This window comes from Methylobacterium sp. JK268 (assembly GCF_054052225.1).
Map to the genome: position 1 here is coordinate 136,354 of NZ_JBSVZN010000011.1, position 24,917 is coordinate 161,270.

Here is a 24,917-nt window from a genome sequence, read left to right on the forward strand (position 1 = left end):
CATCGGGGAGATCTCCGTGGGACTGACCAGTGTCGTGCCCCTCACCGAGGCGGCGGCGTTCACCCTCGGCTGCACGCTGCTGCACACCCGCCGCTTCGATGCGGAGCGCGTCGGCGTGGTGCTGCTCGCGGTCGCGGCCGCGCTGCTCCTGGTGCTGCTGATCGCGCTCACGCCGGAGGGCGTCGCGACGAGCGAGGAGATCGCCGCGCGGCTGACGGCGAGCCTGCCCGTGAGCGGCGGTGCAGGCTCCTCTCGCGCAGCGCTCGGGGCGGTCAGCGTCTCGCCGCGGCGTGGCGCTGCCGGTATTCCGCCGGTGTGAGGCCGAGGCGTCGGACGAAGGCGCGTCGCAGCGTGTCGGTGTCATGGAACCCGCAGGCGCCGGCCACCTGCTTGGCGGCCGCTCCGCCCTCCAGGAGCCGACGGGCCGCATCGATGCGGACATTCTCCACGAAGGCCGCCGGCGTCAGGCCGGTCTCCGCCCGGAACAGGCGCGCGAAATGGCGCGGGCTGATGCGGGCCCGAGCGGCCAGGGTGACGACGTCGTGCTCGGCCTCAGGGTGGGCCGCCACGAAGCGCTGGACCTCCTGCAGGGCGGAGCGCCCGGCCGGCGCGCCGACGCCCCGGCGGCTGAACTGCATCTGACCGCCGCGCCTGAAGTACATGACAAGCTGCGCCGCGACCCGGCGCGCCAGTTCGGCACCCAGGTCCTCCTCCACCAGGGCCAGCGCAAGGTCGAGCCCCGCGGTCACACCGGCCGATGTCCGCAGCGGACCGTCGAAGACGCAGATCGCGTCGCCCTCGATCGCCGCCTCGGGATGGCGGCGAGCCAGTTCCTCCGCCACCGCCCAGTGCGTGGTGACGCGGCGCCCCTTCAGCAGGCCCGCTTGTCCGAGCAGGAAGGCTCCGCTGCAGACCGAGCCGTAGCGCCGGGCCTTCGCCGCCGCCGCGGCGAGCCAGTCGAGGAGCGGCGCCGGCATCGCGACCGCGTGCATGCGGGGCGCCCCCGCCACCAGGAGGGTGTCGAAGTCCATCGCCTCCTCCGCGCCCGCCGCGAGGTCGGCGACGAGCCGCCGTCCGGAGGAGGTCTCGACCGGGCCCGCGCGCATGCCGACGACGGCGAGGTGGTAGACCGTCCGCCCGGCCTGAGCATTCGCCTCGGCGAACACGTCGAGCGGACCCGCGACATCGAGAAGTTGCACCCCCGGCAGGGCCAGAACCGCCACGCTCAGTTCCGTTGGGCCATCCTCCCGCATCTTCGGCATGTCCGTCCAAACCTGCATGATGGCAGAAATCGTCGGAAACAGACGATTGCTGCCGTAGCAGCCCGGGCGTACCCCGTCGCGGCGCCATCCGCAACCGAGGTTCCGCCATGACCGATGCATCGCAGACCGCCATCCCCGACAGCCGCCTGGCCCGGGCCATCACCGAGTTCATCCGCGACAACGAGACCGAGCTGCTGTTCAACCATTCGAGCCGGGTCTACCGGTTCGGTGCCCTGGCCGGCCTCCACCGCGGCCTGACCTTCGACCGCAAACTGCTCTACGCAGGGGCAATGTTCCACGATCTCGGCCTGATGCCGGGCTACAGCAGCGCGGGGGAGCGCTTCGAGGTCGACGGGGCCGACGCCGCCCGCGCCTTCCTGAGGTCGCATGGCGTCCCGGAGGAGGAGATCACGACGGTGTGGACGGCCATCGCGCTCCACACCACGCCCGGCATCCCGGTCCACATGCATCCGGTCGTCGCCCTGGTCACGGCGGGCGTCGAGATGGACGTGCTCGGCCTGACCTACCGCGATTACTCGGATGCGGAGCGCGAGGCGGTCGTGGCCGACTTCCCCCGCCCGCCGCATTTCAAGGAGGCCATCATCCAGGCCTTCTACGACGGGATCCGGCACAAGCCGGCGACGACCTTCGGCAACGTCAAGGCCGACGTCCTCGCCGACAAGGACCCTCACTTCCACCGGGGCGACTTCTGCCGCGTCATCCGCCACTCGCCGTGGCGGGGCTGAGGGACCCGGGCCGCCACGTCGGCGGCGACCGGGCGCCGCGTCACGTCGCGGCGCCACCGAAGGACGGCTCCAGGGAGGCCGCGGCGGAGCGAAGTCTCGCGAGGTAATCCGCGTGGTTGCGCCGCGCGTCGGCCTTGGGGGCGACGAGGCAGAGCGTCGCGGCGGCCGTGCCGTCGGGTCGGTTGACCGGGACGGCGAAGCAATGCGTGTAGCTGTCGACGATGGAGTCGAAGGTGAAATAGCCGTCCGCCACCGCTCGGCGTCCCTGGGCGGCGAAGTCGGAGGGGTCGAGCCATTGGCCGGAGGGCAGCCGGAAATCCTCCGGCGGCACGAAAGCGCGGATGTCCGCCTCGCTGAGATGACCGAGCAGAAGCCGGCCCGACGCCGTCCAGGGGATCGGCGTGCGCTCGCCGACGCTGGACGAGATGCGGAAGGGCCGCGGGCTCTCGCGCATCATCGCGACCGTGTATTTGGGGCCGTCGAGCAGGCAGAACTGGGCGGTTTCGCGCGTCTCCTCCGTCAGACGCTCGAGGACGGCGGCGACGCGGCGCGGCAGGTCGGAGTGGTGGCCGTAGGCTTGACCGTAGAGAAAGAGGCGGCGGCCGAGGAAGACGCGGCCCTCCGCGTCCGCCGCTTCCAGCACGTCGAGCTTCAGGAGCGCCGCGACGACCTCGTAGACGGTGGATCGCGGCGCCGACAGGGCGGATGCGATCTCGTTGGGGCGCAGGGGACGGCCCGCCGCGCGCAGCGCATCCAGGATGTCGAAGGCGCGGTCGATCCCGCGAGCCCGCCGGTTGGCGGTGTCGTCCACGCGCTGGCCCATCCCGTCCCGGCTCCGTCGCCTCCCGGCTTGATTCCGCGTGTCGGCCACGCCGTCAATCTCGACCGTGCGATCGGCCCTCATGGAGGCGTACACGCAGGCGCGGGCCGGAGAATGATTGTCGAAAGACTGGGCGTGGATGCCATCGAAGCTTCAGAAATCCTCGCCGTTCTCCATGGTCCCCCGGCCGGAGACGAAGGGTCAGCCGTCGGCCCCCACCGCCCGGGCGAAGGGCCGCGGCCCGCCGCCGGCTCCGGTCTCGCCAGCCCCATCGCGGTCGCGGGTCATGCGTCGCGGTCCTCCTGTCTCAGGCGAAGCGGTAGGATTGGAGGAAGGCGGCCAGGCGCTCGGTCTTGGGGGCCGCGAACATCTCGCGCGGGTTCCCCTCCTCGCCGATGCGGCCGCCATTCATGAAGATGACGCGGCTCGACACCTCGTAGGCGAAGCGCATCTCGTGGGTGACGAGAAGCATGGTCATGCCGTCCTCGGCGAGCGCACGCACGACCTGGAGCACCTCGGCGACCAGCTCCGGGTCGAGCGCCGAGGTCACCTCGTCGAAGAGCATCAGGCGCGGGCTCATGGCGATGGCGCGGGCGATCGCGACGCGCTGCTGCTGGCCACCCGAGAGCTTGGACGGGTAGACGTCCTTGCGCGACAGGAGGCCGACCCGGTCGAGCCAGGTCTCGCCCAGCGCCCGTGCCGCGTCGCGCCCCATCTTGCGGACCAGGACGAGGCCGAGCGTGACGTTCTCGAGCGCCGTCATGTGCGGGAAGAGGTTGAACTGCTGGAAGGCCATGCCGGTCAGCGCGCGCTGGCGGGCGATGTCCTTGTCGCTCTTGCGCCGGCGCTGGCCGCCGCTGGTCGTGAAGCCGATCTCCTCGCCGTCGATGCGGATCGTGCCGCCCTCGAACTCCTCCAGCATGTTGACGCAGCGCAGCATCGTGGTCTTGCCGGAGCCGGACGCGCCGATGATGGAGATCACCTCCCCGGCCCGCACGTCGCAATCGACGCCCTTGAGCACCTCCACCGAACCGTAGCTCTTGCGCAGGCCCCGGATTTCCAGAAGGTTCGCGGTCACGGAAGCGCCTTTCACGCGATGCTCACGCGGCGCTCGACCATGCGGCCGAGTCGCTCGATGGCGACGTTGACGATGAAGTAGAGACAGCCGGCCAGAAGGTAGAATTCGAGGCTGTGGAAGGCGCGGGAAATGACCTCCTGCGTGCGCAGGAGGAGTTCCGACACGCCGATGACGGAGAGGAGCGTCGAGGCCTTCACCATCTCGGCCGCCGTGTTTACGAGCGGCGGCAGCGCGAGGCGCAGCGCCTGCGGCCCCAGGACGTGGCGGAAGGTCTGGCCGAAGGTGAGGCCGATCGCCTTGGCCGCTTCCGTCTGCCCCTGGGGCAGGGTCTGGAGCGCGCCGCGCGTGATCTCGCCGACATGCGAGGCACAAAAGAGGGTGAGCGCGAGGACGCCCGCCTGAAAGGCCGAGAGGTCGAGCCCGACGGTGCCGAGGCTATAGAAGCTGGCCAGGATCAGCACGAGGACCGGCGTGCCGCGCACGATGTCGGTGTAGATCCGGGCGAGCAGCCGCACGCCCCGGTTGCCGTAGGTGAGCGCGAGGCCGAGCCCCGTGCCGAGCACCGTGCCGCCGAGGATGGCGAGCAGAGAGACGGCAACCGTGGTGCCGAGCCCGTAGAGGAGCGGCCAGCGCGCGAGCCAGACGATGGCGAGGAAGGACGGAGGCGTGGTCACGGGCTTACCTCGACGCGGCGAGCCGCGCTTCGACGCGGCGCAGGAGGGCAGCCAGGATCGAGCAGGTCGCGACGTACAGGCCGCTCGCCACGATCCAGGTCTCGACGACCCGGAAGGTCTCGACGTTGATCTTGCGCGCTTCGAAGGTGAGTTCGGGCACGGCGATCGCCGCGGCGAGCGAGGTGTCCTTGAACAGGCCGATGAAGGTGCTGCCGAGCGCGGGCAGGACGGCACGGATCATGACCGGCAGGACGATGTGCCGGCGGATCTGGCCTTCGGTCAGGCCGATGGCGAGGCCCGCCTCGCGCAGGCCCCTGGGCACGCCGAGAAGCCCGCCGCGGAAGACCTCCGCGAGGTAGGCGGCCGCGTAGAGCGCGAGGGCCAGCACGAAGGAATTCTGCTTCGACAGGCGCAAGCCCAACTGGGGCAGCGCGAAGAAGGAGAAGAGCACCAGGACGAGGAGCGGCAGGTTGCGCAGGAGCGTGACGTAGGCGCCCGCCGGCACGGACAGGAGCCTGGAGCGGCTGATCCGGCAGAAGGCGAGGACGAGACCGAGAAGCGCGCCGATGCCGATCGCGACGAAGGCGAGGACGAGGCTGAGGCCAAGCCCCCACAGCAGGTCGCCGACATTCCGCCAGACGGCGTCGAAATTCAGGGTGTATCCCATCGGGATCGCTCGCGCGGCGGCAGGGATCGGGGCGGCGGCCCGGACGAGGCACCCGGGCCGCCCGGGCGCCTACTTGAACTCGACGGGAAAGCCGATCGCCGGCGGGGGCAGGTCCTTGCCGAACCACGTCTTGTACGAGGCGGCGTAGGTATCGAACTCGACGCCCGTCATCGCCTCGTGCAGCGCCGTGTTGACGAAGTTCAACCAGTCCTGGTCGCCCTTGGCGACGGCGCAGGCATAGGTCTGCGGGCTCCAGCCGTAGCCGGCATCCTTGTACTGCCCGGGATTCTGCGTGACGTACCAGGCAATGGAGGACTGGTCGGTGGCCGCCGCGTCCGCCCGGCCCGATTGCAGCGCCTGATAGAGCAGATCCTGCGACTCGTACTGGTCGACCGTCGCCTTGGGCAGCGCCTTGCGCACCAGCGCCTCGGCATAGACGTTCTGGAGCACCGCGACCGTGGCGGAGGAGCCGGCCGCCTTGAGCGCCGCGTAATCCCCGTATTTGCCGCCTTCCTTCAGCATCAGGCCGACACCCTCGCGATAGTAGGGAACGGTGAAGTTGACCTGCTGCGCGCGCTCTCCCGTGACGGTCATGAACTGGCAGGTGATATCGACCTTGCCGGTCGTGATATTCGGGATGCGCGCGTCTGACGATTGGTTGACGAACTTCACTTTGTCCGGATTTCCGAACAGAGCTTTGGCGATGATCTTCGCGATGTCGATGTCGAAACCCTGGAGCGTGTCGCTGGCATCCTTGAAATGCCAGGGGGCGTTGGTCGATCCGGTGCCGACGATCAGCGTTCCACGCGAGAGCACGCTCTCGAGCTTCCCGGCCGCCGCGTCATCCGGGAGGAGGGCGACGGACGCGGCCGCCGCGAGACCCAGCACCAGAGCTTTCCCATCCATTGCCATCCCCCAATCCCGCATGTCCCTTATAGCGGACGTCTGGCCGCTACAGCGGATTGCCGCATGAGGAGGCATGCCTCGATCTTTGTCAATTGTGATCGGCGAGACGATCGCGGCCGTGTCGTCCCGATGGCTGCCGGGCTCGACTCGGGGTGTTGCGTGGGTGGGCGTCTGGTCCCGCCCGCCGCCCTCGCTGCGTTGGCATCCTGGGCCGATGGTGTCGCGCGCGCAGCGCCTCCGGCACCGTCCAGCCGCCCGACAGGTGCGTCAGCAGGATCGCGGTCGGGACCGGCCGGCCGCCGCGGGGACCCGCTCAGGGTCCCTGCTTGCCGCCCTTCGTGACCGCGTCGGGCGTGCGGCCGAGGGCCGATCCCGACAGCGCGTCCTTCGGCGCGGTGTCGCGGGAATCGCCGGGGCTGCTCTTACCGGTCGATGCGGCGTCGCCGGTGCCGCCGGTATGCGGCGCCTGGGCGGAATGACCGGGCCCGAGCCCGCGGGAATTCGGGCTGTCCGCCTTGCTGCTGGACGACACGCTCTCCTGCGCGACGGCGAGCCCGCCCGCCAGGAGGGCAGTCGCGACGAGGGCGGTGGTGGCGAGGGCGATCCTGAGACGTCTCAACGCGCGAGCCTCCATCCGGGCGCGCGCCGGGGCCGGCGCGGCGCCTCCGGCGAGACCAAGGATCCGGACGGGGCGACCGTTCCCGCTCAGGCGACGAACAGCGGGTTGAGCCCGGCGCGGTGGAAGCCCTCCTCGGCCACCTTGAGGTCGAGGCCATAGGTGGCGACGTCGTCGGCGATCGGGTCGAGACCGGGCGCGCGGTCCTGGTGGAGGTGCTTGAGCGAGGAATGGCAGGCGGTGCAGGTCTCGACCTGGACGTCCTTCGAGACCTCGTCGAGCCCGTAATAGCTGATCCCCTCGCCCGAGCCGCAGGCGGTGCAGCGGATGCGGACGTGGTTCCACTGCGTGCCGCAGAGCCCGCAGGCGAGGTAGCGGGCCTTGTCGGCGGGCGTCCAGCCGACGATCAGGCTCGCCACGGGCGCCCCGCCGCAGCAGGGGCAGACCCCGTCGGCCACCGGGTTCAGGGCGCGCGCGTCGAGGCCGGTCGTGCATTCCGCGAGGAACAGCTGCAGAGCCGCCGCCGCGAAGGTGCATTCGGCGAGCCGCTCCAGCGGGATGGCGCCCTCGAAGACCTGCAGCGCGAGGTCGCGCGTCTCCTCGGGCGGGGCGGCGAGCAGGCGCTCGCGCGCGGCCCGCACGGGCTCCGGCGCCCCGGCGACGTCGATCGCGGCGAGCAGGGCGGCGAGGAGGGTGAGCAGGGCGGGATCGTGCTCCACGAGGTCGCGCCCCAGCGGCGGCATGCCGTGGGCGGCGCGCTCCAGGGAACTCGGCGGGAGCGACGCGCCGACACCGGCCTCCCTGCGCCGCGCCTGCACCCGGTCCTGGGCGGCGGCGAGTTCGGCGAGGAACAGGAGGTAGCCTTCGAGCGGGTGACCGGGCGCCACTGCCCGCAGGCGCTTCGCCCGGTCCCCGAACAGGCTGCCGGGCGCGGGCAGGCGCGCGAAGGGCACGGAGCCCGCGATGCCGATGCGGTCGGGGTCCGGCTTCAGGTCGCGGGGCGCGGACGCTGCCTCGCGCGGGGAGGGGGACGCCTCGGGCGCCGCGTCGGTGCGCGGGCCGCGGCGGAAGAAGCGCGCCACGCCTCAGGAACCCCGCTTGTCGACCGAGCCGCGCTCGACCCGCTTGACGCCCACGATCTGGCGCAGCCACTTGCGATGGTGGCGGTAGGCCCAGCCGCCCGTCACCGTGCCGCGCACCATCGCCCGGCCGGTGCCGCGCACCCAGATGCCCGCGTAGATGTGGACGAAGATGATCGCGATGGCGACCACCGCCGCCAGCGAGTGCGCCAGCACCGCCCAGCGCTTCGTCTCGATCACCGTGTACTCGTAGAAGTACTGGTCCCAGATCACCAGCCCGGTCACGAACATGATCAGGATGAGCGCGGTCTGGCCCCAGAACACGCCCTTCTGGCCGGCATTGTACTTGCCGAGCTCGGGCAGCCGGTCCTCGCGGTTGGTGAGCACGTCGCCGATCTTCATCGACCAGGCGACGTCGTCGCGGTTGGGAATGTTGAGCCGCCAGAAGCGCACGAACAGGAACGCGAAGCTGACCACCAGCGCGACGCCGAACCAGGGATGGATCGCCCGGGTCGCCGGCCCGCCGCCGAACAGCCCGCTCAGGAAGAACAGGAAGGGCGTGAACATGGCGAGCCCCGACAGGGTCAGCAGGCTGAACAGGATCGCGGTGATCCAGTGGTTCACCCGCTGCAGGCCCGTGTAGCGCGGCACGTAGAGGATCTCGGGCGCCCCGGACCTCACCTCCCGCAGGGGGCGCGGCTCGCCGTCCCGGATGTCGGAATGGATCGTCATCAGGCTCACCCGTCCCTTCGGGCCGCCGCGGCCTCTCGGCCGCCCGACCCGTCCGTCACTGCGGCCGCGCCGCGTCGCCGTCCCGGCCGCCCCGCTCGACCGCGACCGCCTCCTCCTCCTCCTCCGGCACGACCTCGTTGGGGCCGGCCGTGATGTAGTGGAAGAAGCCCCCGATCGCCGCGAGGCCCATCGTGGCGAGGCCGATCACCTTGGCGCCGCCCTTCCAGAACTGAACGAGCGGGGAGATCCGCGGGTTCTCCGGCAATCCGTTGTAGAGGGTCGGCTGGTCGGCGTGGTGGAGCACGTACATCACGTGGGTGCCGCCCACCCCCTGCGGGTCGTAGAGGCCGGCCTTGTCGAAGCCCCGCGACTTCAGGTCCTCGACCCGGTCGTGGGCCTGCTCGATCATCGCCTCCTTGGTGCCGAACATGATCGCGCCGGTCGGGCAGGTCTTGGCGCAGGCCGGGGCCTGACCGACCGCGACGCGGTCCGAGCACAGCGTGCACTTGTAGGCCTTGTGGTCGACCTGGGACACGCGCGGGATGTTGAACGGGCAGCCCTTGATGCAGTAGCCGCAGCCGATGCAGTTCTCCTCGACGAAGTCGACGATGCCGTTCGAGTACTGCACGATCGCGCCCGGTGACGGGCAGGCCTTGAGGCAGCCCGGATCGGTGCAGTGCATGCAGCCATCCTTGCGGATCAGCCATTCGAGGTGGTTGGTCTGCGGGTTCTCGTATTCCATGAACCGCATCAGGGTCCATGTCCGCGGCGTGAGGTCGTGCGGGTTGTCGTAGACGCCGGTGTTCTCGCCGATCCCGTCGCGCAGGTCGTTCCATTCCTCGCAGGCCGCCTGGCAGGCCTTGCAGCCGATGCATTTCGAGACGTCGATGAGCTTGGCCACCTCCTCGTGCCGCCGGATGGCCGGCGGCTGCTCGGTGGAGGCGGAGCGCTGGCGGATGTCGAGGGAGCTGTAATCGGCCATCTCTCAGCTCCTCACGCCACCGCATCCGAGGGCGGGGTGGTCGGCTCGATGTTGACGAGCCAGGCCTTGAACTCGGGCGTCTCCGTGTTGGCGTCGCCCACCACCGGGGTGAGCGAGTTCGGGTGCCAGCCCTTGCGGGTCAGCCCCATGAAGCCCCAGTGCTGCGGGATGCCGACCACGTGGACGGGCTTGCCGTCGCAGAGGAGCGGCTTGATGCGCTTCGTCACCACCGCCTTGGCCTTGAGCGAGCCGCGCTTCGACCACACCCGCACCCAGGAGCCCTTGGCGATGCCCTTCTCGCGGGCGAGCTCCTCCGAGATCTCCACGAAGGCCTCCGGCTGCAGGATCGCGTTGATGCGCGCGTGCTTGGTCCAGCCGTGGAAGTGCTCGGTGAGCCGGTAGCTCGTCGCCGCGTAGGGGAACTCCGCCGAGGTGCCGAGATCCGCGAGGTCGTCCTTGAAGATCCGGGCCGCGGGCGCGCCCTTGATCTTCGGGAAGACCACGTTGGCGACCGGCGACTCGAAGGGCTCGTAATGGACCGGGAAGGGCCCGTCGCGCATCAGGCTGCGGGTCCAGAGGCGCGCGACGCCCTCCTGGTTGAGGATGAACGGTCCCACGCCCTTGTCGGGCGGCGTCGTGACCCCGAAATCGGGCACGTCGAAGCCGACCCACTGCTTGCCGTTCCACTCGATGAGCTTCTTCTTCTCCGACCAGGGCCGCCCCTCGGGGTCGCAGGAGGCGCGGTTGTAGAGGACGCGGCGGTTGGCCGGCCAGGCGAAGGCCCAGTTCGGCGCGATGCCGCGGTTGCCGGGATCGGTGTTGTCCCGGCGGGCCATGATGTTGCCCTTCTCGGTGTAGCAGCCCGAGTAGACCCAGCAGGCGCAGGCCGTGCTGCCGTCGTCCTTGAGGTCGGCGAAGCCGTCGACCTGCCGCCCGGCCGCGATCGCCTGACCGTTCGCGCCCTGGATCGGGGCGACCGCGTAGCCGTTGATCTCGCGGGCGAGCTCGTCCGGCGTCGGGGATTCGGCGATGGCGTAGCGCCAAGTCAGGTTGAGGATCGGGTCCGGATAGGCGCCGCCCTCCTTGGCGTAGCGCTCGCGCAGGCGCAGGAACAGGCCCGACATGATCTCGATGTCGGAGCGGCACTCGCCGGGCGCGTCCTGCGCCTGCCAGTGCCATTGCAGCCAGCGGCTCGAATTGGAGAGCGAGCCCTCCTCCTCGGCGAACAACGTCGTCGGCAGCTCGAACACCTCGGTCTGGATCTTCGAGGGATCGACGTCGTTGTACTCGCCGTGATTCTGCCAGAACCGGGCCGTCTCGGTCTGAAGCGGGTCCATCACGACCAGGAACTTCAGGTTCGAGAGCGCCTCGGTCATCTTGGCGCGGTTGGGGAACGTCAGCAGGGGGTTGAAGCCCTGGATGACGTAGCCGGTCATCTTGCCCTGCTTGGCCAGCTCGAAGCCGCGGATCACGTCGTAGAGCGGCAGGTCGAGCTTGGGCAGGTAGTCGTAGGCCCAGTCGTTCTCCTTGGTGGCCTTGTCGCCCCACATCGCCTTCTGGAAGGAGACGAAGAACTTGCCGTAGTTCTGCCAGTAGCTGACCTGGCCGGGCCGCAGCGGCTTGAACTGCCGGCGCGACATGTATTCGGTGAAGGTCGGCTCCTTCTCGATCGGCAGGTTGAGGTAGCCGGGGATCAGGTTGCTCATGAGCCCCATATCGGTGAGGCCCTGGATGTTGGAGTGGCCGCGCAGGGCCTGCATGCCGCCGCCGAGCATGCCGATATTGCCGAGCAGCGTCTGCACGATGGTCATCGCGCGGATGTTCTGCGAGCCCTTGGAATGGTGCGTCCAGCCGAGCGCGTAGAGCGACGCCATGGTCCGCTCCGGGCTGGAGGTGGTGGCGATCAGCTCGTAGACCTTGAGCACCGTCTCCTTGGGCGAGCCGCAGATCCGCTCGACCATCTCGGGCGTGTAGATCGCGACGTGCTTCTTCAGCAGCTGCATCACGCAGCGCGGGTGCTGCATCGTCTCGTCGACCACCGCGTAGCCGTCGGGGCCGATCTCGTAGTCCCAGGTGGTCTTGTCGTAGTCGCGCGTTTCCGGGTCGTAGCCGGTGAACAGGCCCTCCTCGAAGGCGTAGCCCTCGCGCACGATGTAGCCGGCGTTGCTGTAGGCGGCGACGTAGCGGTGCTGGATCTTGTCGGTGTCGAGCAGGTACTTGGTCAGGCCGGACAGGAACGCGATGTCGGTGCCCTGCCGGATCGGGCAGTAGAGGTCCGCCACCGAGGCGGTGCGGGTGAAGCGCGGATCGACGACGATGAGCTTGGCGTTGTTGTGCGCCTTGGCCTCCACCACCCACTTGAACCCGCAGGGGTGCGCCTCGGCGGCGTTGCCGCCCATCACCGTGATGACGTCCGCGTGCTTGATGTCCATCCAGAGGTTGGTCATCGCACCGCGGCCGAAGGAGGGCGCCAAACTGGCGACCGATGGGCCGTGTCAGACCCTGGCCTGGTTGTCGAAGACCAGGGCCCCCATGCTTCGGACCGTCCGGTAGGTGAGCCACGCGGTCTCGTTCGTCGAGGCCGAGGCGCCGAGGAAGCCGGTGGTGATCCAGCGGTTGACCGTGAGGTCGCCGTTCTTCGCCACGAAGTTCCGGTCGCGGTCCTCCTTGAGGAGGGTGGCGATCCGGTCGAGGGCGAAGTCCCAGGTCACGCGCTTGAACTCGGACGAGCCCGGCGCGCGGTGCATCGGGTACTTGGTCCGGGTCTCGGAGCGCACGAAGTCGAGGAGGCTCGCGCCCTTCGGGCAGAGCGTGCCGCGGTTGACCGGGTGGTCCGGGTCGCCCTCGACGTGCATCACCGCCGAGCGGGCGTTCTTGGACCGGTCCCCGAGGCTGTACAGGATGACCCCGCAGGCCACCGAGCAGTACGGGCAGGTGTTGCGGGTCTCGCGCATCTGCGCGAGCTTGAAGGGCCGAACCGAAGCCGCCAGGGCGGGCTCCAGGGCGCCGAAGCCGAGGGCGCCGAGCGATCCCCCCGCCAGGCCCGCGCCGAGCCCCTTGAGCAAGCCGCGCCGAGAAACCTGAACCGTCATCCCGCAACCCCGTCGCTGATGCCGCGCCCCATTAACACCCCTCGGGGGAGCGGGTTCAAGAGTGATTTGGACGCGTTCCAATCAGCGGGCGGCGGCATCTGCGCGCACGATGCCATTGCGCGCGGCCGAGCGCCTCACCGGGACGGGGCGGCCGGGTTCTGTCCCGACGGGCCCGGCGTGCGGTTGGGCATCGGGGCCTGCGGGTCGGCGCCGGGCGGGTAGGAGGTCGGGGCGTCGGGGACGTTGCGCTGGGCGTTCTGCAGCGTCGAGGTGCCGCCCGGGTTCGGGGCGTCCTTGGCCGGGGAGGTCTCGCGCGGGATCGGGGCCTGCACGTAGCCGTCCTCGGTGCTGCGGCTCCTGTCGCCCATCACGTCCTGGCCCTTGATCTCGCCGGGCGTCGTCTGCGCGGCGGCGGGGCCGGCCAGCGCGGCGAGGAGCGGCAGCAGCGCGAGATGGCGGCGGGACATGCGGACCCTCGTTGGCGTCGTGGCCCACCAACCGGCGGCCGGTCGAGGCGGTTCCGAGCTGGGCCTCACGCACAGAGCGCCTCGGGCGCCGCCCCGTCCTCCGGCAGCTGCGCCAGCAGGACCTCGATCGGGACCGGCCGGCCGATCAGGTAGCCCTGCGCGTAGCGGAAGCCGTGCTGGCGCACCGCGGCGAGGTGGTCCGCCGTCTCGACCCCCTCGGCGATGCTGTCGAGACCGAGGGTGCGGCAGAGATGCACGATCGTCGTGACGATGCCCGAGCCGCGATCCGACCCGATATCGGCCATGAAGCTGCGGTCGGTCTTGATCTTGTCGAGCGGCAGGCGGTGGACGTAGCCCAGGCTGGAATAGCCGGTGCCGAAATCGTCCAGCGCGATGGTGATCCCGAGCGCCCGCAGGGTCCGCAGGGCCGCCTCGGCGCGGGCGAAGTCGCGCATCAGCGCCGTCTCGGTCAGTTCGAGGGTGAGGCGGTGCGGGTCGAACCCGCTCTCCCGCACCGCCGCCACGATCCCGATCACCGTCTCGGGGGAGGCGAGGTCGTGCGCGGAGAGGTTGAAGGACAGGCCGATCCCGGGTGGCAGCCGGGCCGCCTCGGCCAGGGCCTTGCGCATGAGCAGGAGCGTCAGCGCGTGGATGATGCCGCAGCGCTCGGCGGCCGCGATGAAGCGGTCCGGCGGCACCGGGCCCAGCGTCGGGCTGGTCCAGCGCGCCAGCCCCTCGACCAGCGCGACCCTGCCCGTCGCCGTATCGAGGATGGGCTGGTAATGCACCGCCATCTCGGCGGCGAGGTCGGCGCTGCCGAGAGCGGACTCCACGGCCCGCTCGGCCCGGATCGCGTCCTCGTGCTCCTGCGAGAACAGGGTCGTGACGCCGCGGCGGCCCTGCTTGGAGTGGTAGAGGGCGTAGTCGGCGCGGTCGAACAGCGCGTCGGCCCGGCGGCCGGCGCTTGGATAGAGCGCGAGCCCGCCCGAGCAGCCGGTGACGACCTGCGCCTCCCCGACACGGATCGGGGCCTGCAGCGTCCGGCACAGCCGGTCGCAGAGCGCGATGGCCTCCGCGGCGTTGGCGGGAGCGCGGATGAGCATCCCGAACTCGTCGCCGCCGAGCCGGGCGACCGACACCGCCTCGTCGGCGAAGGCCGAGAGGCGCGCTCCGACCTCGGCGAGGACGCGGTCGCCGGCCGTGTGGCCGTAGGTGTCGTTGACCGGCTTGAAGCGGTCGAGGTCGAAGATCGCGAGCGCGAAGGGCGCCCCCTGCCGCTCGGCCGCCGCGATGAGCGCGTCCAGCCGCTGGAAGAAGTAGCGCCGGTTCGGCAACCCGGTCAGGCTGTCGGTGTGGGCGAGGCGCGCATTCTCCTCGCCGAGCCGCTCGGCCCGCGCCTGCGAGACGACGAGTTGGGTGAAGACCAGGAAGTTGTTGGCGAGGACGCGCACCATCACGATCGTCACGAAGCCGACGTTGAGGGCGATGGCCACCTGGATGTGGTTTCCAGTCGCGAGGTGGTGGATCAGGAACACGCCGAGCACGATGGCCGTGGCCGTGAAGGCGGCGAGCGGCAGGTGGGTGAGGCAGAAGATGCAGGCCACCACCGTGATGGCGACGAAGATCGCGACGTGCCCGTGCTCGAAAGGGCCCCCGTAGGCGTTCAGCAGCATCGCCCAGGTCACGAAGCACACCGACAGGAGTGCGGTGATCGCGGAGACGCGCCGGAGGCAGCGCACGGCCTGAACCTCCGTGTGGTCCTGGGGGCGCAGGCGGCTCCAGTGCACGGCGCGGACCGCGCACAGGACCACGAGGGGAACGGGCACGCCGAAGGTCAGCCAGGCCGGGGCGAGCGTCAGGTGGGTGGCGGCGAGCGCGCAGGCATTCACGCAGAGCAGCGCGTAGAGCGACAGGACCTGCTTGCGCAGTTCGGTGAGCTGGCGCACCGCCATCTGCCCGTGCGCCGCGTCGACCCGCACACCGCTGAGGAAGGTGCCGGCCGACCCGGCCAGCCTCTCGGCAACCGCGCGGGTCCGACCGCGGGGGATGCGCACCGGATCAGGCATCGCGGGCCTCGGGCAGGGTCGCATCGATACCGGACGCAATGGCATGGATCCCGGTCTCCGCCATCAGACAGGCAAGCACGATGAAAATCCCTCGACGTCGATGCTGTCGCGCCTCATTCGCGCAATGTCCCCCGGATCCCTTAAATTGGAATGAGAGCTCGACATCGCGCAGGCCCGCCTGCCTCATCGCGGATCAGCGGCCGGAATCACCTCGCACGCTGGGTCATCGAAGACGCTGCGGCGCACCCGTCATCGCCGAGGGATCGCGCGGAGGGCGACGGGCCTGCGCCCGCAGGGCCCCCGGGCGTCGGCCCTACCGTGTGCACCCATCTCTGCCGCCAGCTCTTCAGCTGAACGGCTCAACACCCCTCATGCTGCGCAACTATGATGATGGTTGCGCAGCATGAGGGGTTTGGGTTCGTGGCCATCGGCCGGGTCTGATACCAGGGGTCATTTTTTAATGACCGCTGGTTCAGTTCTCGAATTTTCGTCAAGCCCGGAACCCTGAACCTTGGGCTTGGCATCGAAAATTCGAGAGGGTCAACGGCCCCGTCGATCTCGGGCCTGCCCGAGATCGAATCGATGAGTCAGCATCCTGGACCGCTGGTATGATACTGCGGCTCACCGTCGCCTGGCGAGATGACATCGGCAGCGCAGCGTCGGCGGGGTGCGCCCGGACCACGGCGCCGAACGCCTCAGCGGCGCTGCGTTGCGCAACTCTGCTGAGATGCTTGTTCCTGCATCCTTGTCGCCGTCGAACCGGTGACCGTCTCAGCGGATGATGCTCAGGCGGCCTCGCCCTCGGTGGCGGTCGGGCCGGGCGCCGGCGCGGCCGGGCGGGTCCCGTCCGCGGGGCCGGCCCCGCCCTCTCCGTCGCGCGTCCAGCGCCGCACTACCGCGAGCAGGGCCTCGCGCCCGAAGGGCTTGCCGACATGGTCGTCCATGCCGGCGGCGCGGAACTCCGCCACCTGCGCGGGCAGCACGTTCGCCGTCATGGCGATGATCGGCAGGGACCGGGCCGGAGACGCCAGGGCGCGGATGCGCCGGGTCGCCGTGAGGCCGTCGACCTGCGGCATCTGGACATCCATCAGCACCAGGTCGAAGGGCTGGGCCTCGACCGCCCGGACCGCCTCCTCGCCGGTCTCCACCGCGACCACCGCGTGGCCGGCGGCCTCGAGCATCCGGCGGGCGATGTCGCGGTTGATCTCGCCGTCGTCGGCCAGGAGCACCCGGGCGGGCCGCGCGGCCGGCCGGCTCGGCGGTGGCAGGGGATCCGGCGCGCAGCGCCCGGCGGGATCGGCGGCCGGGAGCGCGAGGGTGAACCAGAAGGTCGAGCCGGATCCCGGCGCGCTCTCGACGCCGATCCGGCCGCCCATCGCCTCGACCAGGGCCTTCGAGATCGCGAGCCCCAGGCCGGTGCCGCCGAATTCGCGGCGGATCGAGCCGTCCGCCTGGCTGAAGCGCTGGAACAGCCGGCCGAGCGAGGATTCCGGGATGCCGATGCCGGTGTCGCTCACCGCGAAGCGGAGCGCGACGTCGCCCCCGGCGGCATCCGCCCCGCGGGTCACCGACACGCCGATGGTGCCCTGGTGGCAGAACTTCTGGGCGTTCGCCGCGAGGTTGAGGAGCACTTGGCGCAGCCGGTCCGGGTCGCCGACGAGGCGGTCGGGAAGGGCGGGATCGACCGTCACGGCCAGCGCCAGCCCCTTGCGGGTCGCCGGCTCGCGCACGATCGCCGCGACCTCCTCGACGAGGCCGCGCAGGGCGAAGGGCCGCGGCTGCAGCCCGACCCGCCCCGCCTCGATCGCCGAGAGGTCGAGGACGTCGTTCACGATCCGCAGCAGCGCCCGCCCGGTCCGGCCGATCGTCTCGACCTGGCGCTGCTCGTCGGGGGCGAGGCTCCCGCGCGCGAGCAGCAGGTCCGCGTAGCCCAGGATGCCGTGGAGCGGGGTGCGGATCTCGTGGCTGATCATCGCCAGGAACTCGGACTTGGCCCGGCTCGCCGCCTCCGCGGCCGCGCGGGCGGTCTCGGCGAGGCGCGTCGCCTCCTTAAGGGCGCGCTCGGTGCGCATCCGCGGCGTGATGTCGAGGTCGAGCCCGACGACGCGCAGCGGCGCGCCGGTCTCGTCGCAGACGACCCGCCCGTGGCTCTCGATCCAGCACTCCGCCCCATCGCCCGCGGCCTCGGCCGCCCGGAAGGCGATGGCGTAGGGTCCCCGCGCCGCAACGGCCGCCCCGGTGACCTCCGCGACCCGCCCCGCATCCTCCGGATGGATCCGCGCGATCCACTCCACGAACGGGAGTGCCGCCCCGGTTTCGGCGGGGCCCGGGGCGAGGCCGAGCCGCAGGGCGCTCGCCCGCGACAGGACCATCCGCCCGGTCCGCAGGTCCCACTCCCAGACGCCGGCGCCCGCGGCGTTCTGGGCCATCTGCAGCAGATCGTTCGCCTCGCGGATCCGCTCCTTGGCCGCGATGATGTCGTCGATGTCGAGGGCGGTTCCCAGCCACTCGCTCACCGTCCCGTTCGCGGTGAGCGGCACCATCACGAGCCGGTGCCAGCGGTAGGCCCCGTCGCGGCGGCGCAGGCGGCCCTCGACGGTGAGGGGCAAGCCCGCCGCCTCGGCGCGCGCCCAGGCCTGCGCCATGCGGTCCCGGTCGGCCGGGTGGTTGTGGGCGAGGCGGTCGCCGAGCGCGTTCGAGATCGGACCGTAGAAGCGGTCGAACTGCGCGTTCCGGTAGATCGCCTCGCGCGTGTCGGGCCGCAGGGTCCAGACCAGCTGCGGCAGCGCCTCGGCCAGCGCGCGGTAGCGCGCCTCGCTCAGCGCGATCGCCTGCTCGCGCTGCCGGTGGGCGGTGACGTCCGAGAAGGTGCGGATCGCGCCGCCCTCCGCCAGCCGCACGGTGCGGACCTCCAGCACGGTGCCGTCCGGGCGCGCGCGCTCGTAGACCTTCGGCGCCGCCAGGAGGTCCCCCCGCAGCTTCAGCCACGCGTCCCGCCCCGCCGCCGCGCCGGCGAATTCGCCCGCCCGCTCCTGGTGCGCGACGAGGTCCGCGAAGGGCAGCCGCTCGTGGGAGAAGCGCGCGGGCAGGTCGAGCAGCGCCAGCGCCCGCCCGTTGCAGAGCTGGACGATCCCCTCCGCGTCGACGACGAGCACGCCCTGGTCCATGTGGGCGAGGGTCGCGTCGAGGAGCGCGGTCTTGTCGCGCAGGGCCGCCTCGGCCCGGCGGCGGGCGGTGACGTCCGTGTAGGTGCGCACGACGCTCCCGTCCGGCAGCCCGGTGCTGCGGATCTCCAGCACGCGCCCGTCCGGGCGGACGCATTCGCGGGCGGGATCGCCGGGCGCCTCCGCCGGCAGGGCGGCCGGGGAGAGGTGCCGGGACGGCCCGTCCGCCACGAGGCCGAGCAGTTCGCCCGCCCGCCGGTTCCAGACCGCGACGAGGCCGGCGGCGTCGGTGACCACCAGCCCCTGGTCCATGGCGTCGAGGGTGGCTTCGAGGAGGGCGCGCTGCGCGGCGAGTTCCCGCGTGCGGGCGGCGACCCGCTCCTCCAGGTCCCGGTTCGCGGCGCGCAGGGCGTCCGCCTGCTCGTGCAGCCGCTCCGCCGCCGCCGCGAGCGCGGCGCCGACCTCGTTCACCTCCCGGAACGGCGTGGCCGCCACCGCGGCGACCGCGCGCCCGCCGAGCCCCTGCGCGGCGGCGGCGAGCCGGCGCTGGGCGGCGACGATGCGGCGCCCGACCGTCGCCGAGGCGGCGAGCGCCACCAGCATCAACCCGAGGAGGGCGGGCAGGACCACCCGCAGGGATCGGGTGAGCGGCGCCTGCAGGGCCGCGCGCTCGATGCCGACGCTGACCGTCCAGCCGGCCAGGGCGGAGCGCTGGTACGTCGCGAAGACCGGCACCCCGAGAATGTTGCGGCCCGACCACGTGCCGCGCTCCCCCGCGATGGAGGCGAAGCCGGGCAGGGGCTTGCCCGTCGTGGTCTCGCCGTTGTCCGAGCGGCCGATGATCGTGCCGGTCCGGTCGGTGAGCGAGCCGGAATAGGGCGCGGCGATGCCGGCCGCGGCGAGCAGGTGGCCGAACACCGCCGGGTCGTAGCTCGCGCTGAGGCTGGCCACGGGCCGGCCGGCGCGCATCACCGGGACCGCGACCCGGACCATCGGCCGGCCGGTCACCGCGCCGGTGAAGAGGTCGGACACGGCGGGCCGGCCGGTCGCGAGCACGGCCGCATCGACGGGACGCTCGGTCCGGGGCAGTCCGGCGCCGAAGGGGAGCCGGGTGTTGACGACCTGCTGCCCGCCGGAGTGGCTGAGGATGATGATCACGCCCTGCAGGGTGAACAGCTCGCGGGCCTGCGCGTCGAAACGGCGCAGGTCCTGCATGTCCAGGGCCGGCGAGGTCGAGAGCGCCTGCAGCATCGCGATCTGCCCGGTCAGGAAGGCATCGACGGCATCCGTCGCGTGGGCGTCGAGGGCGACGATGCGGCTCTCCAGCCGCTCCTGCTCGGCCGCGACCCAGCGCTGGGCGAGCAGTGCCGAGACCAGGAGGCTGGGGATCAGCAGCAACAGCGCCAGCGCGGCGATCGAATAGGACAACGGGCGCGGTCGTTGAAAGACCATGAACTCTCCGATCGGTCATCGACCACAGCGTCTCCGGCCCGGAGCAGGCGATGTCAGTCTTGAACTATCATGAAACTTCGCGCTCGCGGCAGCAGGAGGGACTTAGCTCCTTCGATTTAACCGGATCGACCGGAAGATCGCCTGAGGATTGGCGGCCCGCCGCTCCGGACCCGCGATGGGCCGGTCCATCGGCTCCGTGCGCCGAACGCGCATGCCGATGCGGATTCCGGCCGATCACCTCGAGGGACACCCGGTCTGCCGCAGGCGCCGTCTTGTCCGGGCGGCCGCCGCGGCGGCGGATGGAGATCCGCAAACCGGATCATGGATCGCCGCGACGCGGCTGCGGATGACAGGATCGGGACGGGGGATCAGCCGCGTGGCGGCGCCTTGCGCCGCGTTCCGCCGACGCTCCACGCGGTCGGAAGGGGGAGGAGAGGTGCACGTGTCCCCGCGCCCCATCCGGCCGTCCCGCCCGGGTGCGCGGATCGCGCTGCGCCGCCGACGGCGGCGCAGGGCCGCGGCCGGGGCGCGGCCGGTCGCGGCGCCTCAGGCGGCGACCGCGCTCGGGACGGGCTGGGGCGCGTCCATAGCCCGCAGGTAGACGTCGAGGAGCGTCTCGTGCTCGTCGCGCTCGTCCTTGTCGAGCTTGCGCAGCTTGATGATCTCCTTGAGGATCTTCACGTCGAGCCCGTCGCTCTTGGCCTCCAGGAAGATCTCCTTCTTGGCCTCGTTGAGATCCTTGATCTCCTCTTCCAGGCGCTCGACGCGCTCGATGATGGTGCGGATGCGATCGCCCGGAATGCCTGCCGTCTCGCTCATGGTTGCTCCTTCGTTGCCGTCGCCGGGCAGAGTCGGGCAGCGCGGTCAACGAGGGGTTAAGCCCCCGGCGCGACCAGCCTTGGCGCAGAATCGCCGCAAAGCCCGGATTGTCTGCTGCGGTCCATCCGCTCGACATGCAGGGGAAGAGAGATGAAGAGGATCCTGTCCGCGGCGCTCGTCGCCGGGGCCCTGGCCGGGACCGGCCTTCCGCAGGCGCAGGCCCGCGACGGCATCGGGCCCGGCGGCGCGGCGGCGCTCGGCGTGCTGGGCGGCCTCGCCGTCGGCGGCGCCATCGCCTCGGCCAATAACGGCTACTACCCGGGCAGGCCCGTCTACCGCGCGCCGGCGCCCGTCTACGTCGAGGACGACGCGGTGGTGTGCCATTTCGAGCGCCGCCGCGCCATCGACCCCTACGGGGACGTGGTGATCCGCCGGGTCCGCGTCTGCGAGTAGGCGCACGGGGTCGCGCCGAAGGGGCCGCCGTCGCGGCCCCGGGACGGTGCGACCCGTCGACGCCGTGAGGGCCGCGCCCGCCGCGGCCGAACCGGGTCCGGCGCTCACAGGCCAGCGCCGCCCGAGGAGACACGCGATGCCCGATCCCGAACCCGCCGAGGAGATGAGCCGGGAGGAGGCCTTCCAGATCCCCGACGAGGTCGCGGCCGCCCTCACCGAGTTCGCCGCCGTCGAGCAGCTCAGCCGCGGCGAGGCGATCTGCGCCATCCTGGCCGACTACCTGCGCCTGAAGGGCTACCTCAAGGGACCGCCGCGCGCATGAGGCCCCGTCGCGGGCCCTGCCGCACGACCCGTCTGCTGGCGGCCGGCGCGCTCCTCGGCGCGGCGGGCGGGGCCTCGGGCCAGGAGCGGTCCCTCGTCCTGCCGCATGTGGAGGGCGAGCGCCAGGGCACCATCCTGGGCCGGGCCATCGCCTGCGGCGCCCCTGAGGCGCGCACGCAGGCGGCCGCGCGCGCCGCGTCCGAGCGGATGCGCCGCCTGGCCGGGCCAAGCCCCTGGCAGGACCGGTTCCTGCCGGCCTTCAACGATGCGGCGAGCCTCGCCGCCGCGCTGCCGCCCGCCTCCTGCGCGGAGGCGCTCACGGCCCTCGACGCGCTGGAACGCGACGCGCCGCCCTGACCGCGCGCCCGGCCTCAGGTCTCGATCCCGCGCAGCCTGATCTCCAGGCGCCCGATTTCCTCCTGGAGACGGTCGAGGGCGCGCCGCGCGGCAGGGTCGCCGGGCAGGGCCTCGGCGGCGTGGCGGGCGGCGCGGAGAGATTCGCGCTTCGCCGTCAGGACGAAGGCGAGCTGCGCGCGGGCTTCCTCGGGCGTACGGGTCGACATGGCACCACCGGGCGTCGGGCCGGGACGATCCGCCGCGGCCCCTGTGCCGGGACAACGGCCGACGGTCGCGCCCGGCTCCGCCCCGGCTCGAGCCTATCCCACTGACGTGGGTGCCGGTTCAGCGTCGGACGTGCGGCACAATCGAAGACCTCAGGCAGGCGCCACGCTTCAGTCTGGCCGCACCCTGCTCTAGGTTTTTGTTTTTGCCGCATTTTCTGCGACGAACCGGTGTCCATTTGGTCGGACAATGGTCTAGAGCGGCATCGACGCCCGCGGACGGGACTGCGCGTAGAGGTTCGCGCCCGCATCGGTGCCCACCACCCGCATCAGGCTGGCCTCGTCGCAGGTGCCGGCGATGCGCAGGCCCAGCCGGTGCAGGTGGTCCTTGTCGGTGCAGTAGGCGGCCAGCCGGGCCCGCCCGGTCTGCGGCACCCGGGCGACCATCGCCTCCACCTCCCCGTCGCCCGCGCGGTGCAGGGCGGCCAGCAATTCGAGGGGGATCGGGTACTGGGCGAAGGCCTTGGGCATCGGCCGAACCTGATTGTGAGCCACGGGCCACCTCCGGCATGTCGAGGAGGCGACGATCCGCCGACAGGGTTAGCGAAGGATTAATCAGGCCGGCGGAGTCCCACGCCCCGTGATCGCCCCAATTGTTGACCATGCTGGAGTGCAACTCTTTGGCGAACTGAGAACCAATGTCCGGCACCGGCCCGAGCCCGGTAACGTCCCGTTTTGGCCCGCCACGCGCGGTCGAATCGCACGCGATCGCAGTTTCGGCCCCGGCATGACGCCAGTTCTTGCTCCGCTCACGGCCCGCCGAGGCGCGCGCCTCGGCCGCAGCCGGCGAAGAAAACACCGGCCTTGTCTTGTTTCCCGCCGCACTCCATTACTCCTGCTGCGGCAGGACTTGACGCTGCGGCGATCCTAGCGGTATATCGAATACATTATTATGGCAGCCCCAGGCTGCACCACGTCGGTGGCGAGGGGCGATGATCGATGCCGTGATGGAGACCCGGCCCGGTGCGACCGAGGCCGAGATCCGCCAGGCCCTGGCCGAGTGCCTGCAATCCCCGACCTTCCGGCGCTCGCCGAAGCTCGCGGCCTTCCTGACCTTCATCGTCGAGGAGGAACTCGGCGGGCGCGGCGACGCGATCAAGGCCTACACGATCGCCACCCGCGCCCTGAACCGGGCGACGAGCTTCGATCCGGCCAACGACCCCAGCGTCCGGGTCGAGGCCGGACGCCTGCGCCGGGCGCTGGAGGAGGCGCAGGAGGGGGCGGCGCGCCCGGTGCGCATCAGCGTCCCGGTCGGCGGCTACCGCCCGGTCTTCGAGGTCTGCGAGGACGCCCCGCCCCCGCCGCCCGTGGCGAACCTCTTCCCGGTCGCACCTCCCCCGCCGCCCCGGATCCCGGCGGCGCCGCTGTTCGAGTCCCGCGGGCAGGCGATCATCGCCGGCCTCCTCGCCGCCATCGTCCTGCTGCTCGCGGTCAATGTCGGCCTGGGCGGCTACCTGGCCCTGTCGCTGCCGCACACCGCCGCCGCGGCCGCCCGCACGGCGAAGGGCCCGAGCGCCCGCCCGGCCCGCGAGGCCCTGGCCGACCCTGCGGGGCCCTGAGGCGGGACCCGTCCCGTCGCGGAAAATGCTGCGAAAACAAAGGCCTCATCGAGAGCCGGTTGCCATGCGCCCGGGTCCTGATCTAGCGTCGGGGCCGGGCGGACCTCGCCCGCGGCGCCGTCCGCCCGCCGGTTGACACTTGCGCTGCACTGCAACAAAATCCTGCCGCACCGCAGCACGGCCGACGGTGCCGCCGGATCCTTCGGGGAAGCGACCATGAGCAACAAGGGTTTCGAGATCCCCAACGAGATGCGGGAGACCGCCGAGAAGGGCCTTCAGCAGGCCAAGTCGGCCCTGGGCAACCTGCTCGGGACGGCCCGCAAGGTCGCCGAATCGGTCCAGACGTCGAGCGAGACGGCACAGACCAAGGCCGGCACCGCCGTGACCAAGGGCTTCGACTACACGGAGCAGCACCTCGCGGCGACCTTCGACCTGGCCGAGAAGCTGGTCCGGTCGAAGAACCTCAAGGAGGCGATGGACCTCCAGGGCGAGTACATGCGCAACCAGATCGCCGCGCTGCAGACGCAGGCGAAGGAGTTCACCACCCTCACCGAGGAGGCCGGCAAGGCCTCGACCGACAAGGCGTGAGGGTGGGGGCGGCCCCGCGTCGCAGGCCGGCGCGGGGCCGACCTCCCGATCCGGGCGGCCCGCGCCGCTCTCCGCCGCCCGTCTCCTGAAGGACCATCGATGCTTCCACCGTGGCACGCGGCGGCGATGCTCGCCATCGAGTCGCAGACCGTGATCGCTTTGCGCCTCGTCGCCCTGGCGGCGGGCGGCGCCTCCGCCCGCGCGGAGGCGGAGCGGATGATCACCGAGAAGATCGGCGCCGCCGTCGAGGCGGCCGACACGCTGCTGACCGGCGGCACGCCCGACGCCGTGATCGCGCGCTACCGCGAGCACGTGCGGGCGAATGCCGATCGCCTGAGCGGGAACGCCGCCGCGCGGGACTGAGCGCGGCCCGACGACTTCGCCCTCAGTTGATCTCGCAGAAGCCGCTGCCGCTGCCGAACACGCGCCCGCCCTCGCACCAGGGGCGGGAGGGCTTGGCGGGCCCGGGCTTGGCCGCCGCCGGAGGGGAGGCGGCCGTCGAGCCGGTGGTGGTCGGCACGGGCCCCTCGGTCTCCGCCGAGGCCGTCCGCACGGGCCGCGGCGCGAATCGGGCATCGACGTGCTGGATGCCGACGCCCCCGAACCGGCCCTCGGCCCGAGCGGCGGCCGGCAGGGCGGCCGCCAGGGCGGCGATCGCAAGAACTCTGCGCATGGTGCTCTCCTCGTCCCGGCGCGACGATGGAGGAGGAAGGCTTAAGGGCGCGTCGCCCGGATCCGCGGCAATCGACGCAAT

The 24,917-nt window shown here is 71.5% G+C and carries 26 protein-coding genes; 8 read left to right on the forward strand and 18 right to left on the reverse strand.

Annotated features, from left to right (window positions below; genetic code table 11):
• The first annotated feature begins 16 nt into the window (after positions 1-16).
• Positions 17-319 carry a hypothetical protein gene (locus ACW9J6_RS14120; protein WP_457117111.1) on the forward strand — a complete coding sequence of 101 codons (303 nt, stop codon included), beginning with the start codon at positions 17-19 and terminating at the stop codon, positions 317-319.
• Here the strand turns inward: ACW9J6_RS14120 and ACW9J6_RS14125 are convergent.
• Positions 273-1,280: a GlxA family transcriptional regulator gene (locus ACW9J6_RS14125; RefSeq protein ID WP_457117112.1), complete on the reverse strand. Its 1,008-nt coding sequence runs from the start codon at positions 1,278-1,280 to the stop codon at positions 273-275. The two genes, ACW9J6_RS14120 and ACW9J6_RS14125, sit on opposite strands and share 47 nt — an antisense overlap.
• Positions 1,281-1,369: 89 nt before the next feature.
• Here ACW9J6_RS14125 and ACW9J6_RS14130 point away from each other — a divergent pair, with 89 nt between their 5' ends.
• Positions 1,370-2,008, forward strand: a complete 639-nt coding sequence (locus ACW9J6_RS14130; RefSeq protein WP_457117113.1) for an HD domain-containing protein — start codon at positions 1,370-1,372, stop codon at positions 2,006-2,008.
• Positions 2,009-2,048: 40 nt separating this feature from the next.
• Here ACW9J6_RS14130 and ACW9J6_RS14135 read toward each other — a convergent pair whose 3' ends face one another.
• The 14 genes from ACW9J6_RS14135 to ACW9J6_RS14200 form a co-directional block, all read right to left on the reverse strand.
• Positions 2,049-2,831, reverse strand: a complete 783-nt coding sequence (locus tag ACW9J6_RS14135; RefSeq protein ID WP_457117114.1) for an IclR family transcriptional regulator — start codon at positions 2,829-2,831, stop codon at positions 2,049-2,051.
• A 304-nt stretch (positions 2,832-3,135) separates the two neighbouring features.
• On the reverse strand, positions 3,136-3,906 hold the full coding sequence (locus ACW9J6_RS14140) for an amino acid ABC transporter ATP-binding protein (RefSeq protein WP_457117115.1): 771 nt from the start codon (positions 3,904-3,906) through the stop codon (positions 3,136-3,138).
• 11 nt (positions 3,907-3,917) lie between these two features.
• Positions 3,918-4,580 carry an amino acid ABC transporter permease gene (locus ACW9J6_RS14145; RefSeq protein WP_457117116.1) on the reverse strand — a complete coding sequence of 221 codons (663 nt, stop codon included), beginning with the start codon at positions 4,578-4,580 and terminating at the stop codon, positions 3,918-3,920.
• Between the two features lie 4 nt (positions 4,581-4,584).
• Positions 4,585-5,247, reverse strand: a complete 663-nt coding sequence (locus ACW9J6_RS14150) for an amino acid ABC transporter permease (RefSeq protein WP_457117117.1) — start codon at positions 5,245-5,247, stop codon at positions 4,585-4,587.
• A gap of 69 nt (positions 5,248-5,316) precedes the next feature.
• Positions 5,317-6,153: a transporter substrate-binding domain-containing protein gene (locus ACW9J6_RS14155; RefSeq protein WP_457117200.1), complete on the reverse strand. Its 837-nt coding sequence runs from the start codon at positions 6,151-6,153 to the stop codon at positions 5,317-5,319.
• Between the two features lie 313 nt (positions 6,154-6,466).
• Positions 6,467-6,772, reverse strand: coding sequence for a hypothetical protein (locus tag ACW9J6_RS14160; RefSeq protein WP_457117118.1), 306 nt, complete (start codon positions 6,770-6,772; stop codon positions 6,467-6,469).
• Between the two features lie 86 nt (positions 6,773-6,858).
• A complete protein-coding gene (gene fdhE, locus ACW9J6_RS14165) occupies positions 6,859-7,851 on the reverse strand; it encodes a formate dehydrogenase accessory protein FdhE (RefSeq protein ID WP_457117119.1) in 993 nt (330 codons plus the stop codon).
• 3 nt (positions 7,852-7,854) lie between these two features.
• Complete coding sequence (locus ACW9J6_RS14170) at positions 7,855-8,580, reverse strand: formate dehydrogenase subunit gamma (RefSeq protein WP_457117120.1); 726 nt, start codon at positions 8,578-8,580, stop codon at positions 7,855-7,857.
• A 55-nt stretch (positions 8,581-8,635) separates the two neighbouring features.
• Positions 8,636-9,562, reverse strand: a complete 927-nt coding sequence (gene fdxH, locus ACW9J6_RS14175; RefSeq protein WP_457117121.1) for a formate dehydrogenase subunit beta — start codon at positions 9,560-9,562, stop codon at positions 8,636-8,638.
• Positions 9,563-9,573: 11 nt separating this feature from the next.
• The gene (fdnG, locus tag ACW9J6_RS14180; RefSeq protein ID WP_457117122.1) at positions 9,574-12,654 is read right to left on the reverse strand and encodes a formate dehydrogenase-N subunit alpha; all 3,081 of its coding nucleotides are present in this window, start codon (positions 12,652-12,654) and stop codon (positions 9,574-9,576) included.
• Between the two features lie 134 nt (positions 12,655-12,788).
• Positions 12,789-13,121, reverse strand: coding sequence for a hypothetical protein (locus tag ACW9J6_RS14185; RefSeq protein WP_457117123.1), 333 nt, complete (start codon positions 13,119-13,121; stop codon positions 12,789-12,791).
• Between the two features lie 65 nt (positions 13,122-13,186).
• Positions 13,187-15,073, reverse strand: a complete 1,887-nt coding sequence (locus ACW9J6_RS14190; protein ID WP_457117201.1) for a putative bifunctional diguanylate cyclase/phosphodiesterase — start codon at positions 15,071-15,073, stop codon at positions 13,187-13,189.
• Positions 15,074-15,972: 899 nt separating this feature from the next.
• The gene (locus ACW9J6_RS14195) at positions 15,973-19,779 is read right to left on the reverse strand and encodes a PAS-domain containing protein (protein ID WP_457117124.1); all 3,807 of its coding nucleotides are present in this window, start codon (positions 19,777-19,779) and stop codon (positions 15,973-15,975) included.
• Between the two features lie 570 nt (positions 19,780-20,349).
• Complete coding sequence (locus ACW9J6_RS14200) at positions 20,350-20,622, reverse strand: DUF2312 domain-containing protein (RefSeq protein ID WP_457117125.1); 273 nt, start codon at positions 20,620-20,622, stop codon at positions 20,350-20,352.
• Positions 20,623-20,772: 150 nt separating this feature from the next.
• On the opposite strand from ACW9J6_RS14200, the gene ACW9J6_RS14205 reads away from it, so the two are divergent.
• The 3 genes from ACW9J6_RS14205 (at position 20,773) to ACW9J6_RS14215 (ending at position 21,753) form a co-directional block, all read left to right on the forward strand.
• The gene (locus tag ACW9J6_RS14205; RefSeq protein ID WP_457117126.1) at positions 20,773-21,075 is read left to right on the forward strand and encodes a hypothetical protein; all 303 of its coding nucleotides are present in this window, start codon (positions 20,773-20,775) and stop codon (positions 21,073-21,075) included.
• A gap of 136 nt (positions 21,076-21,211) precedes the next feature.
• Positions 21,212-21,397, forward strand: coding sequence for a hypothetical protein (locus tag ACW9J6_RS14210; protein ID WP_457117127.1), 186 nt, complete (start codon positions 21,212-21,214; stop codon positions 21,395-21,397).
• Entirely contained in the window at positions 21,394-21,753 is a 360-nt protein-coding gene (locus ACW9J6_RS14215; RefSeq protein WP_457117128.1) for a hypothetical protein, read from the forward strand. The genes ACW9J6_RS14210 and ACW9J6_RS14215 overlap by 4 nt, the downstream gene beginning before the upstream one ends.
• A gap of 14 nt (positions 21,754-21,767) precedes the next feature.
• Here the strand turns inward: ACW9J6_RS14215 and ACW9J6_RS14220 are convergent, their stop codons facing one another.
• Together ACW9J6_RS14220 and ACW9J6_RS14225 are read right to left on the reverse strand one after the other, a co-directional pair.
• On the reverse strand, positions 21,768-21,959 hold the full coding sequence (locus ACW9J6_RS14220) for a hypothetical protein (RefSeq protein WP_457117129.1): 192 nt from the start codon (positions 21,957-21,959) through the stop codon (positions 21,768-21,770).
• Positions 21,960-22,211: 252 nt separating this feature from the next.
• A complete protein-coding gene (locus ACW9J6_RS14225; RefSeq protein WP_457117130.1) occupies positions 22,212-22,511 on the reverse strand; it encodes a hypothetical protein in 300 nt (99 codons plus the stop codon).
• Positions 22,512-22,948: 437 nt separating this feature from the next.
• On the opposite strand from ACW9J6_RS14225, the gene ACW9J6_RS14230 reads away from it, so the two are divergent.
• From ACW9J6_RS14230 to ACW9J6_RS14240, 3 genes are all read left to right on the forward strand, one after another.
• Positions 22,949-23,575, forward strand: a complete 627-nt coding sequence (locus ACW9J6_RS14230; RefSeq protein ID WP_457117131.1) for a hypothetical protein — start codon at positions 22,949-22,951, stop codon at positions 23,573-23,575.
• Between the two features lie 216 nt (positions 23,576-23,791).
• Positions 23,792-24,163 carry a phasin family protein gene (locus ACW9J6_RS14235; RefSeq protein WP_457117132.1) on the forward strand — a complete coding sequence of 124 codons (372 nt, stop codon included), beginning with the start codon at positions 23,792-23,794 and terminating at the stop codon, positions 24,161-24,163.
• A 99-nt stretch (positions 24,164-24,262) separates the two neighbouring features.
• A complete protein-coding gene (locus tag ACW9J6_RS14240; protein WP_457117133.1) occupies positions 24,263-24,526 on the forward strand; it encodes a hypothetical protein in 264 nt (87 codons plus the stop codon).
• 22 nt (positions 24,527-24,548) lie between these two features.
• Here ACW9J6_RS14240 and ACW9J6_RS14245 read toward each other — a convergent pair whose 3' ends face one another.
• Positions 24,549-24,836 (reverse strand): hypothetical protein, encoded by a 288-nt coding sequence (locus ACW9J6_RS14245; protein WP_457117134.1) that lies wholly within the window; start codon positions 24,834-24,836, stop codon positions 24,549-24,551.
• Between the last annotated feature and the right edge of the window lie 81 nt (positions 24,837-24,917).

Coding starts and splice junctions, on each gene's coding strand:
- ACW9J6_RS14125 (WP_457117112.1), bottom strand. CDS start 1,280: ATGCAGGTTTGGACGGACATGCCGAAGATGCGGGAGGATGGCCCAACG.
- ACW9J6_RS14130 (WP_457117113.1), top strand. CDS start 1,370: ATGACCGATGCATCGCAGACCGCCATCCCCGACAGCCGCCTGGCCCGG.
- ACW9J6_RS14135 (WP_457117114.1), bottom strand. CDS start 2,831: ATGGGCCAGCGCGTGGACGACACCGCCAACCGGCGGGCTCGCGGGATC.
- ACW9J6_RS14150 (WP_457117117.1), bottom strand. CDS start 5,247: ATGGGATACACCCTGAATTTCGACGCCGTCTGGCGGAATGTCGGCGAC.
- ACW9J6_RS14155 (WP_457117200.1), bottom strand. CDS start 6,153: ATGGATGGGAAAGCTCTGGTGCTGGGTCTCGCGGCGGCCGCGTCCGTC.
- ACW9J6_RS14170 (WP_457117120.1), bottom strand. CDS start 8,580: ATGACGATCCATTCCGACATCCGGGACGGCGAGCCGCGCCCCCTGCGG.
- fdxH (WP_457117121.1), bottom strand. CDS start 9,562: ATGGCCGATTACAGCTCCCTCGACATCCGCCAGCGCTCCGCCTCCACC.
- ACW9J6_RS14185 (WP_457117123.1), bottom strand. CDS start 13,121: ATGTCCCGCCGCCATCTCGCGCTGCTGCCGCTCCTCGCCGCGCTGGCC.
- ACW9J6_RS14190 (WP_457117201.1), bottom strand. CDS start 15,073: ATGGCGGTGCGCCAGCTCACCGAACTGCGCAAGCAGGTCCTGTCGCTC.
- ACW9J6_RS14200 (WP_457117125.1), bottom strand. CDS start 20,622: ATGAGCGAGACGGCAGGCATTCCGGGCGATCGCATCCGCACCATCATC.
- ACW9J6_RS14205 (WP_457117126.1), top strand. CDS start 20,773: ATGAAGAGGATCCTGTCCGCGGCGCTCGTCGCCGGGGCCCTGGCCGGG.
- ACW9J6_RS14210 (WP_457117127.1), top strand. CDS start 21,212: ATGCCCGATCCCGAACCCGCCGAGGAGATGAGCCGGGAGGAGGCCTTC.
- ACW9J6_RS14215 (WP_457117128.1), top strand. CDS start 21,394: ATGAGGCCCCGTCGCGGGCCCTGCCGCACGACCCGTCTGCTGGCGGCC.
- ACW9J6_RS14220 (WP_457117129.1), bottom strand. CDS start 21,959: ATGTCGACCCGTACGCCCGAGGAAGCCCGCGCGCAGCTCGCCTTCGTC.
- ACW9J6_RS14230 (WP_457117131.1), top strand. CDS start 22,949: ATGATCGATGCCGTGATGGAGACCCGGCCCGGTGCGACCGAGGCCGAG.
- ACW9J6_RS14235 (WP_457117132.1), top strand. CDS start 23,792: ATGAGCAACAAGGGTTTCGAGATCCCCAACGAGATGCGGGAGACCGCC.
- ACW9J6_RS14240 (WP_457117133.1), top strand. CDS start 24,263: ATGCTTCCACCGTGGCACGCGGCGGCGATGCTCGCCATCGAGTCGCAG.
- ACW9J6_RS14245 (WP_457117134.1), bottom strand. CDS start 24,836: ATGCGCAGAGTTCTTGCGATCGCCGCCCTGGCGGCCGCCCTGCCGGCC.